Genomic DNA, 14,390 nt, shown 5'->3' on the forward strand with positions numbered 1-14,390 from the left:
AGACCAGCAGGCCGATTCACTGCTTCGAGGAGAGTCGCGGCCTGGTTTCTGGCGGGGACCTACTTGCGCATGGCGTATTCGACAAGGCGACTCCCTTGCCGCACAAGAGAATCCAACATGGATATACTTGACGTAGTATGCCGTCCGAAATGGTCTGGCAACACCGACATTGAGGAGTTTTCCTTGAACACCACTACGCCCTCCAACCCCGCCGACACCCCGTCCGCCGGGCGCGGCCGCCTGGCCAAAAGGCTGGCAGTGGCGCTCGCTGCGATCGCCGCCTTCTCCCTCTCCGCGGTGGCCATCCCCGGAACCGCCTCGGCCGCCGGCCCGTGCGGTTCGTCGTACGCCCTGGTCGGGCACTACCCGATCAAGGACAGCTACTACGGTACGGTCGCCTACATCGACGTCTACTGGTCCTCTACATCCAAGCGGAACTGCGCCGTCACGAACGGCACCGGCGCCACCTACGGCCTCAAGAGACACAAGGGAGTGTCCATCAACCCGAGCTCCTCCTCCGGGCGAGTCGACTCCGACAGCGGCGCCTTCTCGTACTACGCCGGGCCGGTATACACCCCGCGCGGCTACAACCTTTCGGGGGAGTGCATCGACGTGGACGGCACCGTCGGACTTCCCGGTGGAAATGAAGTGACCGGCAGGTACCTGTCCCGCGTCCACTGCGGCTAGCGCGTCCTCGACGCAACGGCAACAGAAGGCCCCGTCGGAGATCCTTGGGTTCTAGGAGTCGTTGCAACACCTTGATCTACAAGGGATTGCAATGGACTTTGAAGTTCGAAGGGACCGGAGGCCTCAGGGACCGAGGAAACTCGCTCGTGAGCGGGCTGCATACTTGCAGCTTGTGAACGAGGGATACAGCTATAAAGAGGCCTGCCAGATCGTGGGAGTCAATCCCAGGACCGGCAAGCGCTGGCGCAACGGCCGCAACCCGGTCGGCAAGCACAAGGGGGCTCCGCCAATCACCGCGGCGGAGCCCCCTTTGCTGCCCTCTTCACCACGGCCACCCTCGCGCTACCTGCACGAAGAAGACCGGATCGTCATCGCCGACCGCAGACGCGAAGGCGCTTCAGTCCGGGATATTGCCCGCGAACTGGAACGCTCTCCCTCGACGATCAGCCGGGAGCTGCGTCGCAATGCCCATCCTGCCTCTGGCGAATACCGTCCCCATGCCGCGCAGCGGCGCTGTGACGAGCGCCGGCCCCGCCCCAAAGCATCGAAGATCGCCGTGAACAGTGAGCTGCGGAGATTCGTCCAGCATCACCTGGACCTATGCTGGAGCCCCGAGCAGATCAGCAACGCGCTCAAAAAGCGCTTTCCCGACCGACCGGAGATGCACGTGGTCCACGAGACGATCTACCAGGCGCTCTACATCCAAGCCCGGGGCGGCCTGCGTCGCGAGGTCGCTGCTGCGCTACGGACCGGCCGTGCCATGCGCAAGCCCCACCGCCAGGCCGACCGCCGACGAAGTCGCGCGGTCAAGGACATGGTCAACATCTCCCAACGCCCTGCCGAGGTAGCCGACCGGGCTGTCCCCGGACACTGGGAAGGCGATCTCATCATCGGCAAGGACGGCAAGTCCGTCATCGGCACGCTGGTCGAGCGTGCCACCCGCTACGTGATGCTGCTCCACCTCCCGGCCACCCATGATGCCGTCTCCGTCCGCGACGCCCTCGTCCACACCGTCGGGACCCTCCCCGCCCACCTCGTCATGTCCCTGACTTGGGACCAGGGATCTGAGATGGCCGCCCACCGGTCGTTCACCATCGCCACCAACATCCCCGTCTACTTCTGCGACCCGGCCAGCCCCTGGCAGCGGGGCTCCAACGAGAACACCAACGGCCTTCTGCGCCAGTACTTCCCCAAAGGAACCGACCTGTCCGTCCACGACCGTGACCGGCTCGAAGCCGTCGCTGCCGAACTCAACTCCCGCCCACGCAAAACGCTCGGCTGGGAAACCCCAGCCGAGCGCCTTGCTAAACTCCTCACCAGCAGCGAATAACCAGCAGTGTTGCAACCACCCCTAGAATCCGCCGGGCGGTCGCGGGGCCTTCGCTGTGTCTCCAGGACTGCTGGGACGCAATCTATGCCGACTCTGCGCGGCCAGACTGCCGCTGACCACGAAAAGGTGGTGACCGGCCCGTAGAAGAACTCCCGACCGGGGATGAACCCACCCCGCCGTTCGCTACGCCGTGGCCCCGCAACGGCTGGGGGCGGCCGTCAGGGAAGCACGGGCCGGTTGGGTGGACTTCTCCGGCATGCCTCGTCATAGTAGAAGATGGTTCTATATTTAGAATGCCGGAAGGAGCTCTCATGGGCACATGCGGAAAATGCGGTCGCACCAAGGATTCCGGCGGATGCGGTTACTGTCTGGGACGCGAGATCGGTGCCGCGATCCAACGGGACAGGTACGAGCGGGAGCGCAGAGAGTGGAGCGCCGGCAACCAGACGCGGGGAAGCGGATGCGCACTCGTGGTCCTCGCCGCGGCGGCACTCCCGCTGGCGATTTCGGCAGCCCTGGTTCTGGCCGTCACCACCATCCGATAGACGGGGTGGCCAGGGCCCGTCGGGAACGCCGCCCGTTTCCCGACCCGGATCCGGAGCGGCACTTCACGGTCCCTAGTTAGGAGGGCTGGTTGAACTCCAGGCCGATGCCGAGCACGTCGCGGATATAGACCTCCACGTACTCGGGAAGGCGGCCTCCGTTAGCGGCCCGTTCCTCGATCAGCGCCTTCAGGTGCCCGCGGTCCTCCGGAGACTCGAAGGTCCAGCGCCATGTGTTGAGCGGACGCTCCTCCTCTCCGGAGGTGCCGTGCTCCACGTGGAAAAGAGGTCGGCCTTCCCCGGCTTCGACCAGGGTCCCGGTGTCATCCTCGACTTCGGAAACCCCGATGAAGGTGACCTTGCGAGCGTCGTGGTCCAGATGAACCTGCTCGATGACGCGGTAGACCCGTTCCGGATCGTCCCAGTCGGGCTGGTTGCTGGTGCGGACGAACTGGTCCCCTCCGGCGCATTTCCACTCCTCGGGCACCCAGGCGCGTGCCGAGCCCTTCTCTACGACCGAGGGTATGAACAGATCGGGGCGGCGAGCCTTGCGGACCTCCATGTCCCACAGCATCGTCCGCGTGAACGCCAGAGGTTCGGCCAGGATGTAGCGGTCGGCCAGGACGGCGTTGACGTCCAGCGGAGGAGCCTCCAGGCTGAGGTTGTCCGGGTCGGACCAGGCCTGGGCGAAGGCGGACTGCAGGTCGGGAAGGCTCAAGGGAGGATCCTCTCAAGTAGGCGGAAAGACGGGCACGGCACCAATAGCCGCCGACGCGGCTTCGGCGACCGCCTTCGATACCGCCATGCTGCTGAAGTCACGTCCTACGCCGATGCGGGCAGGACATTGACGACTGGCCAGCTGTTCTGATCGAGCGGGACGGTCCCGTAGGTCTCGCCGCGAAGGAAGGCTCAGTCGTCGATCCGCCAAGGCGGGGAGTTGCGCCGCGTGGCGGAGAGCGGCGTCCGGAACGGACGCCGGAACTCAGCTACCGATGACCCGGCTCAGGTCGCGGGTGGCGGGGAGCGGCCTGAACCCGCCCGCCTCGTAGGTGGCGACGGCACCGGTATTGGAGCTCGGGGTGCCGACGACGGCGCTGGACGCCCCCATCCGCCGGAGCTCGGCAGCGGCGGCGACGGTGATCGCCTTGCCGTGACCGTGCCCGCGGTGGTCCCGGTGCACGCCCATCGGTTCGAGCAGTCCGGGCCTTCCCGGTCCCGCCGACCAGACCGTCACCATCGCCACCGCGTCGTCCCGGTCGTCGAAGGCGACCAGGCACCGCGCGTCGGAGTACTGCGGCCCCGCGGCCATCGCGTGCCAGCGCTCGTCCGAGAACTTCGAACCCTCGAACGCGGCCCGCTGCACGGCGGCCCGCGTCGCGACCAGCTCCGGCCCGACTACCTCGACGCGCACGCCGGGGTCCTCCACCGGTTCGGCGAGGTCGCGGCGCAGCGGCGTCCACGGTTCGTCGGTCTTCCAGCCCGCCCCGAGCATCACGTCCTGGAGCAGGGCGTCCATCGGCGCCTCGACATAAACACTTCCTCGGGGCAGGACGCCGCGCTCCGGTTCGGCCAGGTCCTCGGCCACCCGGTCTGCCAGGTCCGCGTCCTGTCGGGCGTCGGGGTCGATCGTCAGCCGCACGAGGTCCGGACCGTCGAGCAGCCCGACGGCGGCGATCCGCCCGTCGCGCCGCCACACCCGGACGGCCGAGGCCGTGGCCTCCGCGCCGGTTTGCCAGAACCAACCGATGTCGCCGGGGTGCAGCTGCATGGGAGCCCCTTCGACCTGCCACTCGCGCAGCGCTTCCAGGACTTCGTTCATCCCGTCGACGCGGGGCTCTTCCAATGCGATTTCCATATCTGTGATTGCACACCACGACGCCGACCGGCGGCAAGTGATTTACGCTCGGCCGGCTCCGAAGGGGTGGTGAGTCCACGCCCCCGAGACAACTCACTGGAAACGTCGCGGCTCCGCGGATAAAATGAGGGACCGACACCCACCCCTCAACGACAGGCAGCGCGATCATGTTCGGACACAACGATTTCCGACTCCTCGGACCGATCGAGGCCCATATCGGCGGCGCCCCGCTCGACCTCGGCCCCGCCAAGCGGCAAGCCGTGCTCGCCGCCCTCCTCGTCGCACGCGGCACCAGGGTCGGCGACTCCGAAATCTGCGAGCGCGTCTGGGGCTCCGCACTACCCCGTTCGGCGAAGCGAACCGTGCAGGGCTACGCCTCCCGGCTCCGCCGTCTCCTCGCCGGCCACGCCGACGTCGACCGCGTGGGCGGCGGCTACCGCCTGCGCGTGGACCCGGACTCCGTGGACCTCCACCGGTTCCGCGACCTGGCCGCACGCGCGCGCCGCGACCCGGTCGCGAACCTGGCCGACGCCGAAGCGGCCCTGCGGCTGTGGCGCGGCGAGCCGTTCGCCGGCCTCGACAGCCCCTGGTTCCACACGCTCCAGTCAACTCTCGGCGTCGAACGCCGGCAGGTCTGGCTGGACCGCAATGACGCCATCATCGCCCGCGGGGACTCCGACGGGCTCGTGCCCGAACTGAGCGCCGCCGTTGACGACCACCCCTTCGACGAGCGCGTCTCGCGCCAGCTCATGACGGTGCTGTTCACCGCCGGCCGCCAGCACGAGGCGTTCGCCGAATACGGCCGGCTCCGCGAGGCGCTCCGCAGTGAATTGGGTGCCGAGCCCCAAGAGCCGACGCGCCTGCTGCACCGCCGATTGCTGGACGGCGAGGCGCCCGCAGGCGCGGTCGGCTCTCCCCGTCCGCGGGCGACGGTCACGCCCAGCGCGGGCGAGCGGGTGGCGCGGGCGCTGAGCCTCGTGTCCTCCCAGTGGATCGACGTCCCCACAGTCGCCGCGATGACGGGCCTCCCCCGCGAACAGTGCCGAACCGTTCTCGACCAGCAGGTCCGCACCGGCCTGGTGCTGGACGAGGGCGGGGGCCGATTCCGGGCGACGTTCGCGATGGCGTCGACGACGGCCGACGAGGAGGAGCCCCTGCGCCGGTTCGTCGCGCACTACGCCCGCGAGAGGTTCGGCTCCTTCGGCTTCTTCCGCTTCCCCTCCGCGGGCCACGGCGACGGCGAGCGCACCACGCATCCTGCGGGAAGGGACGCCGAGAACCTCGAACATGCCCGGGGGCTGGCCCGCGAGCGCGGTTGGACCGACGAGAGGTGGCGCCTCGACCTCGTCAGCGGATACCGCAGCGCCCTGCGCGGGAACTTCTCCGACAGCCTGGAGGCCGGTGAGAGCGCCGAGGAGGCCGCGACCGGCCTGGGAGACGACGACCTCTTGATCACCGCGCTGTTCCTCCAGGCGGTGGCGCTGTACGCGGTGCGGGACAGCCTGGCGCCGTTGGCCTCCCGGCTCGGCAGGGCGCTGGGGATCGCGCGGTCGGTGGGCGACGCCGTCCGCGTCTCGGACGTGCACTGGCTGACCAGTGTGTTGAGCGGTGCGGCGGGGCTTCGCGCCACGGCGCTGGCGGCGGCGCGCTCGGCCGTGGCGACGGCCCGGAGGGAGGGCGACGATCTGGCGGTCGCCAAGGCGCACTACGCGTTGGGGACGGCCCTGTCGCAGAGGGGCGAGCATGGTCCGGCCGAGGAATACTGCCGGTCGGCGCTGGTGTACTTCGAACGCCGTTCCGAGCCGTACCCGCTGGGGCGCACCCACGACACGCTCGCGGTGATCGCCGCCGCGAGGGGCGACCACCGCGACGCGGTGCGGTGCAACACCAGGGCGATCGAGTACTACCGGGAGTGCGACGCGGTCCTCTACCGGGCGGAGGCGCTGGTGCGGCGGGGCGCGGCGCACCGGGCCGTCGGGCAGGCGCAGCTGGCCGAGGAGGACTGGAACGCCGCGGCGGACTTCCACGCCGGGCGCGGAGATCTGCGGAGGACCGACCGCGTGCGGCGGTTGCTGCGCTCGTTGGCATAGCTTCCGCCGCACGCGGGGTACTGGGGCGGATTACGCCCGTCAGACCCACTCGACGAGTTGGACGACCACTCCATTGGGGTCGGTGACCTGGAAGTAGCGCTCGTTCCACTCCTCGGTCTCGATGGGGGTGGTGATCTCCACTCCCTCGGACTTGAGCCTCTCGTACTCCTTGTCGATGTCCTTGACGACGAAGACGACGAGGAGGCCGTCGGCGCGCTTGCCGGCCAGTGTCTCGGGTTTGAAGGTGGACAGGCCCGTGCGGAGGTAGACGAGGTTGACGCCCGCGTCGGGGCGGCGCATGGAGACGAATCCGTCGGCGGACATCTCCACCTCGAATCCGTAGTGCTTCCGCATGAACTCGGCGGAGGCCTCGGGGTTCTCGACGTTCAGGGAAACGGCGGTGTCGGTGATCTGCATGGCGGCTCCTTTTCTTGTACGCTGTAAATTATACACAGTACGTTTTGACGCGCCAGAGTTCCGCTCCTAATTTCCGTATGATGTACGCCATTGCTTAGGATGAAACCATGACCGACCGCTCCGCCACCGAACTCCGCCTACTGTGGAGGAGGCCCGGCCCCGAGACGAGGGGACGACGCAAGAAGCACAGCCTCGACGACATCGTGGTCCGGGCGATCGCACTCGCCGACGAAGAGGGGCTCCAGTCGCTCACCATCCGACGCCTGGCCTCGGCCATGGGCATGTCGACGATGAACCTCTACACCTACGTCCCCGGCACGGGTGAGCTGGTCGACCTCATGATCGACTACCTCTACCTGCACTACGAGCCGGAAAAGGCCCGCGGGGACTGGCGGGCGCGCCTGAGGGCCGTGGCGGAGGACAACTACCGGCTCTGGTCGCGGCACCCCTGGATCGCCACGGCCGCCCCGTCGCGGCCGCCGCTCGGCCCCGGCGTGATGCGCAAGTACGAGCACGAGCTCCACGCCTTCGACGGCACCGGCCTGTCGGACCCCGACAGGGACAGGGCGCTGTCGTTCCTCCTGACCTTCGTCCACGGCGCCGCGCGCGCGGCCGCCGAGGCGGAGGCCGTGAAAGAGGACTCCGGACTGAGCGACGAGGAATGGTGGGCGGTCAACGGCCCCCTCCTGGCCGAGACGGTCACGCCCGAACGGTATCCGCTCGCGTCCAGGGTCGGCCAGGCGGCGGCCGAAGAGCAGGGCAGCGCCTACGACCCCGAGACGGCGTTCCGCTTCGGACTCGACCGCGCCCTCGACGGACTGGCCGGCCTCGTCGAATGAGGCCCCGCACCGCGACCGGTGCCCGGGGCAGTCGGCTATGGTGACAATTCCAGACGTACGACGGGGGTAGACGATGGCGAGGGACCCAGAGGAACGGCGGCTCGAGACCACCGGGCCGAAAGACGACGCGGCGGGGATCCCGGCGGTCCTCAACAGCGTCCGCATGGCGCAGAAACAGGCCGGACCGAACCGCTGGCTGCCGGTCCTCAAGGCGCTCAACAAGGACGGCGGCATAGACTGCCCCAGCTGCGCCTGGCCCGACCCCGACCGCCGCCGCCCCGCCGAGTTCTGCGAGAACGGCGCCAAGGCCATAGCCAACGAGGTCACCCGCCGCTCCATCGGCCGCGACTTCTTCGCCGAGCACTCCGTGGCCGACCTGCGCCGGAAGTCCGGCTACTGGCTGGAGCAGCAGGGCCGCCTGGCCGAACCGCTCGTCCTGGACGAAGGCGCCAAGCACTACCGGCCTATAGGCTGGGACGAGGCGCTCGACATCATCGCCGGGGAACTGCGGGCGCTCGACGACCCGGACGAGGCGGCCTTCTACACCTCCGGCCGCACGAGCAACGAGGCGGCGTTCCTCTATCAGCTGCTGGTACGGCGCTTCGGCACCAACAACCTGCCCGACTGCAGCAACATGTGCCACGAGTCGAGCGGCACGGCCCTGACCGAGACCATCGGCGTGGGCAAGGGATCGGTGCTCTTCGACGACCTCCACTCCAGCGACCTCATCCTCGTGGTCGGCCAGAACCCGGGGACCAACCACCCCCGGATGCTCTCGGCGTTGGAGGAGGCCAAGCGCAACGGCACCGCCATCGTCAGCGTCAACCCGCTCCCCGAGGCGGGCATGAAGCGCTTCCACGACCCCCAGACCGTCCGCGGCCTCGTCGGCAAGGGCGTCGACCTTGCCGACGAGCACGTCCCGGTCCGCGTCGGCGGCGACCTGGCCCTCTTCAGCGCCCTCAACCGCCTCATCCTGGAGTCCGGCGACACCGACGCGGACTTCATCGACCGCTACTGCAACGGCTTCGAGGCCTACCGCGAGGAACTCCTGGCCGAACCCGAGGACGAGTTCTGGGAGACCGTGCTCGCCCACACCGGGCTGGATCGCGGCCAGATCGAACGGCTCGCGGAGAGGACGCGAGAGGCCGACTCGGTCATCGTCTGCTGGGCCATGGGGCTCACCCAGCACCGCCACGCCGTCCCCCACGCTGCGCGAGGTCGTCAACTACCTCCTTCTGCGGGGCAACATCGGCAAGAGGGGCGCCGGCGTCTGCCCCGTCCGAGGCCACTCCAACGTCCAGGGCGACCGCACCATGGGCATCTGGGAGCGCCCGACTCCGCAGTTCCTCGACGCCCTGGAACGGACCTTCGGGTTCGCGCCCCCGCGCGAACCCGGACTAGACACCGTCGATACCCTGCGCGCCATGAAGAAAGGCGCCGTCAAAGTGTTCATGGCCATGGGCGGCAACTTCATCGCCGCCTCGCCCGACACCGAGCCGACCGAGGAGTCGATCGCCTCCTGCCGCCTCACCGTCCAGGTCTCGACCAAGCTCAACCGCTCGCACCTGGCCACCGGGCGCAGGGCGCTCATCCTTCCGGCCCTGGGCCGGACCGACCGTGACGAACAGCCGGCCGGTCGCCAGTTCGTCACGGTGGAGGACTCCTTCGGCGTCGTCCACTCGTCGGAGGGGCGCATCCCTCCGCTCAGCGGAGAGATGCGCAGCGAACCGTGGATCGTCACCGCCCTGGCCCAGAAGCTCTTCGGCGACGACGAGCACGTCGACTGGGCCGCGCTGAGCGAGGACTACGACCGGATCCGGGACCTCGTCGAGAAGGTCGTGCCCGGCTTCGAGAACTTCAACCGACGGGTGCGCGAGAGGAACGGGTTCGCGCTCCCCCACCCGCCCAGGGACAACCGCGCCTTCCCCACCGCGTCGGGCAAGGCCGAGTTCACCGCCAACGGACTGACCGCGCCGGAGGCGGCCGAGGACGAGCTGATCCTCCAGACGCTGCGCTCGCACGACCAGTTCAACACGACCGTCTACGGGCTCAACGACCGCTACCGGGGTGTCAAACACGGCCGCACCGTCGTGTTCGTCCACCCCGAAGACGCCGAACGACTCGGCTTCGCCGACGGCGACACTGTGGATATGGTGTCGACCGGCGCCGACGGGGCCGAGCGGAGGGCGAGGGGGTTCCGCCTCGTGCACTACCCGACCGCTCCCGGGTGCGCGGCGGCCTACTACCCGGAGACGAACGTGCTCGTGCCGCTCGACGCCGTCGCCAAGGGCAGCAACACCCCGGCGTCCAAGTCGATCGCGATCCGGCTGGAGCGCGCCTGATGGGACGCCGGACGGTCAAGCGCCGCACGCGCATGGTCCGCGCCGAGGGCACGGTGCGGCGCGGCGACGAGATCCTCGTCGAGGAGCCCCTCGAGATCCGCGTCGACGGAGCACCGTACTCGACCACCATGCGCACCCCCGGGGGCGACTTCGACCTGGCGGCGGGATTCCTGCACTCCGAAGGGGTCATCGCGGAGGCCGACGACCTCGTCTCGGTCAAGTACTGCCGCCTCAACGGGACGGAGATGTACAACATCGTCGAGGTGCGGACCGCTGCCCGCGTCGAGGCCCCTTGCGGGAGAAGCCACCTGGTGAACAGTTCGTGCGGGGTGTGCGGAAAGCGGACCGTCGAGGAGATCGCGGGGCGCGCGGTCCGAGTCCCCGAGGACGGCCGCACCGTCGACGGTTCGGTCGTCGCGGGACTGGCCGAGGACATGAAGCCCGGACAGGAGCTGTTCGCCAAGACCGGCGGCGCCCACGCGGCGGCCCTGGTCGACTTCCGGGGCGAGGTGCTCGCCGTGCGCGAGGACATCGGACGGCACAACGCGGTCGACAAGGTCGTCGGTTGGGCGCTGCGGGAAGGCGCGCTGCCGCTGTCGGAGACGGTCCTCGCCGTCACCAGCCGGGCGTCCTTCGAGATCGTCCAGAAGGCCGCGTTCGCGGGCGTTCCCGTCGTCTCGGCGGTATCGGCGCCCTCCTCGATGGCCGTCTCGCTGGCCGAGGAGGCCGGCATGACCCTGGTGGCCTTCAACCGGGGCGAGCGCTACAACGTCTACACCCGCCCCGAGAGGATCGGCGGAGTCGCCTAGGTGAACGTTTCCCGTCGGCGCCGCGCGGAGCGTCGGCGGCGGCGGGAAGCAATCACCTAGGCCTTGGCCCAGTCCGGGTTGTCGGCCGACCAGTCCTGCAGGGTGTCGTTCTCCACCGCCTGCCACAGGTCGTCGGCCGCCAGGTCCTGGCCCTTCTGCGGGTTCATGACCACGTAGCTGACATTGTCGATGGTCTGCGGCTCGGAGGGCACCTGGATCTTGTGCATCTTCTCCGGGTCGATGCCGCGGATGGCGACGATGAACTCCGTGAGGTCGGCGCCGCCGATGTCGATGGTGAGCTTGTCGCCGAAGCTGTTGAGCAGTTCGACGGCCTTGCCCGGGTTCTTGTGGAAGCCCTGGTCCTTGGCCGCCTTGAGGATCCCCATGATGGCCTGCTGCTGCATGGCCTGGCGGCCGAAGTCGCCGCCCCGGCCCGACGCCCAGTCCTCGTCCCAGCTCCAGCCCTTGCGCTGGCGCACCAGGTCGAGGGCCTCGTCCTTGCCGTACATGTTGCAGCCCTCGGGGAAGTAGCGGTTGTTGCCGTGGATCGAGGTGATCTCGTGCCAGGGGCACAGCTCGATCTCGCCGACGATGTCGATCAGGTCGAGGAAGCCGTCGAAGTTGGCCTTGACCGCGCCGTGGAACTCGATGCCCGTGAGGTTGTTGATCGTCTCGATGACGTTGGCCTCGTTGACCTCCCAGTCGTCGCTGATCGAGCTGGCGGCGTTGAGCTTGTCCAGGCAGGGCTGGCCGTAGCCGCAGTCGGCGATCTCCACTCGCAGGTCGCGCGGCAGGGAGATCATGGAGGCCTCGGTGAGCTCCTTGTTGATGTGCATGATCATCATGGTGTCGGACCGCATGCCGCCGCCCTGCTCGTCCACGCCGAGCACGAGGAAGTTGAAGGGACCCTCGAGGTTCGCGGTGTCGATGTCCTTGCGGTTGTCGCCCAGGATGTCCTCCTGCTGGACGGCGTCGTTGAGCTTGTTGATGCTGACCTGCACCATCGCGGCCGAACCGCCGGCCACGAGCATGACCAGGGCGCCGGTCCAGACCAGCAGCTTGGACCACCAGGGGGAGCGGGGTGTGGGAGCGGCTCCGGGCATATTGTCGTCTTCCTATCGCCGATGTTCAGCCCATTGTAGTTGCGGCCCTCTAACGAATTTCACCCTGGTGGGTGTTTCCGCAGGTACCGTCTCGTAACCCTGTGTGAAACACGGGCCGCCCCGGGGAGCCGTGGCGGTTGCGCCGCAAACGGCTCCGGGCCTGACACAATGAGGCGCATGATCGTTCTCGTACGCCACGCCTACCCCGCGGTCGACCGCGAAGTCCCGCCCTCCACCTGGCACCTGAGCGCCGAAGGGCGCATGGCCGCCGAAGCGCTGTGCTCGCGCCTCGTCCGCGAGACCGTCGCGCTCCCCTGCCTCGTCTCCAGCCCCGAGCCCAAGGCCGTCCAGACGCTGGCCCCGCTCGGCGCGGCCCAGACGATGGAGGAGTTCCGAGAGGTCCACCGCCCGCACTCCGAAGAGGGCCGGGACTGGAAGTCACGCCGCCTCGCCTATCTTTCGGGCGAGCGCCACGAGGGCTGGGAGGACCCCGACGAGGTCGTCGACCGCTTCGAGACGGGCCTCGCCAACGCCCGCCAGTTGGCCGCCGGCCGCTCCCTGGTGATCGGCACCCACGGCATGGCCATGACGCTGTGGCTGTCGCGGACCCGGGGCCTGGACGACCCCATCGCGTTCTGGAGCGGGCTGACCATGCCCGACGCCGTCCGCATCGACGGCGACGGACCCGAGCGCCTCTGACGATATCACTGGGCCGCAACCATAGTCGTGGTTGCCGATTTCTCGATTCTCCGGTAGGGTTCGCCGCAAAGGCGAGGGGATACACGGTATTCCCTCGCCTCCAGTGAATCGAAAGGAGACCGAGTGGAACACCCAGGACGACTCATCATCTCCGGCCTGCTCGGCGGAGCCGTGGTCCTCTCCACCGCCACCGCCGTCCAGGCCGCACCGAACGAAGAGGGCATCGACTGGCGGGCCTGCGCCGACGAGCCCGCCGCCGACTGCGCGGAACTGGAGGTCCCCCTCGACTGGGACGACCCCGAAGGCCCGACCACCACGATCGCCCTGGCGCGCATGAGCGCCGGCGACCCCGACGCGCGGCTCGGCAGCGTCGTGATCAACCCCGGCGGCCCCGGAGGCAGCGGGGTCAACGCCGTGAAGAACGAGTCCATGGGCTCCGAGGCGCTGCGGGAGAACTACGACATCGTGGGCTTCGACCCGCGCGGCGTCGGCGGTTCCGACCCGATCATGTGCTCCACCGACCTCACCGCCGAGTGGACGGCCTCCCTCAACCCGGAGGGCCCGCGGGAGTACGCGCAGAACCGCAGGCTCGGCCGGGAGGTCCAGCGCGACTGCGACCTCCGCTCCAGCGGCGTGACCCGGTACGCCGACACCTACCAGACCGCCCACGACATCGAGGCGATCCGGATCGCCCTCGGCGAGGTCGACCTGAACTACCTGGGCGCCTCGTACGGCACGCTCATGGGCCAGCAGTACGCCGAACTGTTCGGGGACAACGTCGGCTCCATGGTCCTCGACGGCAATATGGACCACGCGCTGCCCTCGGCGAGGGAGTTCATGTTCTCCGAGGTCGCACCCGTCGAAGAGAACTTCCTGCAGTTCGCCGAGTGGTGCACGGGGTCCGAGGCCTGCGACCTGTCCGGTCAGGACGTCTCGGCCGTCTACGACGAGGTGAAGAAGAAGGCCCGCGCCGGGGAGCTCGAGTACGCCGGAGCGCCGCTGGACTTCTACGGCCTCTCCTCGTCCATGGTCGCGATCACCGGATACACCCAGTACTGGCAGTACGGCGGGACTTTCCTGAAGCAGTTGAACGAGACCGGCTCGGCCGACCCGCTGGAGCCGGCGATCGCGGAGACCGTGGCGGCCCAGGAGGAGACCAACCAGGTCATGCAGGCCGTCTGGTGCAACGACTTCGACTTCCAGACGCGCAACTACCGCGAGTACGACGCGATCCGCGCCGACCTGGCCGAGTCCTACCCGAACGTGGAGTGGTCGCACTACGCGAGCTACGCCCTGACCTGCAACGGCTACCGGGGCGAGCCCTCGAACCCGCGCCGCCCCTTCGTGATCGACGATGACGTACCGCTGGTCATGGTGGGCACGGTCAACGACTTCGCCACCGTCTACGAGTGGAACGTGGCCGCCGCCGAGCAGGCCGACGCCCCGCTGGTGACCTACGAAGGCTTCGGCCACACCATCTACGGCCTGGGCTCCGACTGCGTCGACGCAGCGCTCGACGGCTACTTCATGGACGGCGTCGAGCCGGCCGACGGACTCTCCTGCCCGCCGGCCGATCCGAACCCGGGCGCACCCCGGGTGAAGTCGCTGGACGCCCCGGTTTCGCCGGGATCCGTCCTGCCGCGTTACTGAGACCGACACCGGCGATAACTCGTCGAG

Annotated in this window: 12 protein-coding genes and 1 pseudogene; 9 read left to right on the forward strand and 4 right to left on the reverse strand. The window is 68.7% G+C overall.

Going from position 1 to position 14,390, the window contains the following annotated elements:
* The first annotated feature begins 183 nt into the window (after window positions 1-183).
* From ACFTE1_RS11295 to ACFTE1_RS11305, 3 genes are all read left to right on the forward strand, one after another.
* On the forward strand, window positions 184-687 hold the full coding sequence (locus ACFTE1_RS11295) for a hypothetical protein (protein ID WP_380625032.1): 504 nt from the start codon (window positions 184-186) through the stop codon (window positions 685-687).
* Between the two features lie 91 nt (window positions 688-778).
* Window positions 779-2,017, forward strand: a complete 1,239-nt coding sequence (locus tag ACFTE1_RS11300) for an IS30 family transposase (RefSeq protein WP_380625030.1) — start codon at window positions 779-781, stop codon at window positions 2,015-2,017.
* A 311-nt stretch (window positions 2,018-2,328) separates the two neighbouring features.
* Complete coding sequence (locus tag ACFTE1_RS11305; RefSeq protein WP_380625028.1) at window positions 2,329-2,562, forward strand: hypothetical protein; 234 nt, start codon at window positions 2,329-2,331, stop codon at window positions 2,560-2,562.
* Between the two features lie 76 nt (window positions 2,563-2,638).
* Here ACFTE1_RS11305 and ACFTE1_RS11310 read toward each other — a convergent pair whose 3' ends face one another.
* Together ACFTE1_RS11310 and ACFTE1_RS11315 are read right to left on the reverse strand one after the other, a co-directional pair.
* A complete protein-coding gene (locus ACFTE1_RS11310; protein ID WP_380625026.1) occupies window positions 2,639-3,277 on the reverse strand; it encodes a hypothetical protein in 639 nt (212 codons plus the stop codon).
* Window positions 3,278-3,541: 264 nt separating this feature from the next.
* Entirely contained in the window at window positions 3,542-4,414 is an 873-nt protein-coding gene (locus ACFTE1_RS11315) for a GNAT family N-acetyltransferase (RefSeq protein WP_380625024.1), read from the reverse strand.
* A 167-nt stretch (window positions 4,415-4,581) separates the two neighbouring features.
* Between ACFTE1_RS11315 and ACFTE1_RS11320 the strand changes: the two genes are divergently transcribed.
* Window positions 4,582-6,504 carry a BTAD domain-containing putative transcriptional regulator gene (locus tag ACFTE1_RS11320; RefSeq protein ID WP_380625022.1) on the forward strand — a complete coding sequence of 641 codons (1,923 nt, stop codon included), beginning with the start codon at window positions 4,582-4,584 and terminating at the stop codon, window positions 6,502-6,504.
* A gap of 39 nt (window positions 6,505-6,543) precedes the next feature.
* Here the strand turns inward: ACFTE1_RS11320 and ACFTE1_RS11325 are convergent, their stop codons facing one another.
* The gene (locus ACFTE1_RS11325; protein ID WP_380625020.1) at window positions 6,544-6,921 is read right to left on the reverse strand and encodes a VOC family protein; all 378 of its coding nucleotides are present in this window, start codon (window positions 6,919-6,921) and stop codon (window positions 6,544-6,546) included.
* 107 nt (window positions 6,922-7,028) lie between these two features.
* On the opposite strand from ACFTE1_RS11325, the gene ACFTE1_RS11330 reads away from it, so the two are divergent.
* The 3 genes and pseudogenes from ACFTE1_RS11330 to fdhD all read left to right on the forward strand — a co-directional run bounded on the left by ACFTE1_RS11330 (window position 7,029) and on the right by fdhD (window position 10,911).
* Entirely contained in the window at window positions 7,029-7,760 is a 732-nt protein-coding gene (locus ACFTE1_RS11330; protein WP_380625018.1) for a TetR/AcrR family transcriptional regulator C-terminal domain-containing protein, read from the forward strand.
* 73 nt (window positions 7,761-7,833) lie between these two features.
* A pseudogene (locus tag ACFTE1_RS11335) lies at window positions 7,834-10,102 on the forward strand (FdhF/YdeP family oxidoreductase).
* A complete protein-coding gene (fdhD, locus tag ACFTE1_RS11340) occupies window positions 10,102-10,911 on the forward strand; it encodes a formate dehydrogenase accessory sulfurtransferase FdhD (protein ID WP_380625014.1) in 810 nt (269 codons plus the stop codon). The pseudogene ACFTE1_RS11335 and the gene fdhD overlap by 1 nt, the downstream one beginning before the upstream one ends.
* A gap of 56 nt (window positions 10,912-10,967) precedes the next feature.
* Here fdhD and ACFTE1_RS11345 read toward each other — a convergent pair whose 3' ends face one another.
* Window positions 10,968-12,014 (reverse strand): LCP family protein, encoded by a 1,047-nt coding sequence (locus tag ACFTE1_RS11345; RefSeq protein WP_380625012.1) that lies wholly within the window; start codon window positions 12,012-12,014, stop codon window positions 10,968-10,970.
* A 177-nt stretch (window positions 12,015-12,191) separates the two neighbouring features.
* Here ACFTE1_RS11345 and ACFTE1_RS11350 point away from each other — a divergent pair, with 177 nt between their 5' ends.
* The gene (locus ACFTE1_RS11350) at window positions 12,192-12,713 is read left to right on the forward strand and encodes a histidine phosphatase family protein (protein ID WP_380625010.1); all 522 of its coding nucleotides are present in this window, start codon (window positions 12,192-12,194) and stop codon (window positions 12,711-12,713) included.
* Between the two features lie 123 nt (window positions 12,714-12,836).
* Window positions 12,837-14,363 carry an alpha/beta hydrolase gene (locus ACFTE1_RS11355; protein WP_380625008.1) on the forward strand — a complete coding sequence of 509 codons (1,527 nt, stop codon included), beginning with the start codon at window positions 12,837-12,839 and terminating at the stop codon, window positions 14,361-14,363.
* Window positions 14,364-14,390 lie beyond the last annotated feature (27 nt).

Origin of the sequence: Salininema proteolyticum, assembly GCF_042685645.1 — a bacterium.
Classification (GTDB): domain Bacteria; phylum Actinomycetota; class Actinomycetes; order Mycobacteriales; family Micromonosporaceae; genus Salininema; species Salininema proteolyticum.

What these genes read in the sequence shown, in the direction of transcription:
- ACFTE1_RS11300 (WP_380625030.1), top strand. Translation starts at nt 779, where the DNA reads ATGGACTTTGAAGTTCGAAGGGACCGGAGGCCTCAGGGACCGAGGAAA.
- ACFTE1_RS11305 (WP_380625028.1), top strand. Translation starts at nt 2,329, where the DNA reads ATGGGCACATGCGGAAAATGCGGTCGCACCAAGGATTCCGGCGGATGC.
- ACFTE1_RS11315 (WP_380625024.1), bottom strand. Translation starts at nt 4,414, where the DNA reads ATGGAAATCGCATTGGAAGAGCCCCGCGTCGACGGGATGAACGAAGTC.
- ACFTE1_RS11320 (WP_380625022.1), top strand. Translation starts at nt 4,582, where the DNA reads ATGTTCGGACACAACGATTTCCGACTCCTCGGACCGATCGAGGCCCAT.
- ACFTE1_RS11325 (WP_380625020.1), bottom strand. Translation starts at nt 6,921, where the DNA reads ATGCAGATCACCGACACCGCCGTTTCCCTGAACGTCGAGAACCCCGAG.
- ACFTE1_RS11330 (WP_380625018.1), top strand. Translation starts at nt 7,029, where the DNA reads ATGACCGACCGCTCCGCCACCGAACTCCGCCTACTGTGGAGGAGGCCC.
- fdhD (WP_380625014.1), top strand. Translation starts at nt 10,102, where the DNA reads ATGGGACGCCGGACGGTCAAGCGCCGCACGCGCATGGTCCGCGCCGAG.
- ACFTE1_RS11345 (WP_380625012.1), bottom strand. Translation starts at nt 12,014, where the DNA reads ATGCCCGGAGCCGCTCCCACACCCCGCTCCCCCTGGTGGTCCAAGCTG.
- ACFTE1_RS11350 (WP_380625010.1), top strand. Translation starts at nt 12,192, where the DNA reads ATGATCGTTCTCGTACGCCACGCCTACCCCGCGGTCGACCGCGAAGTC.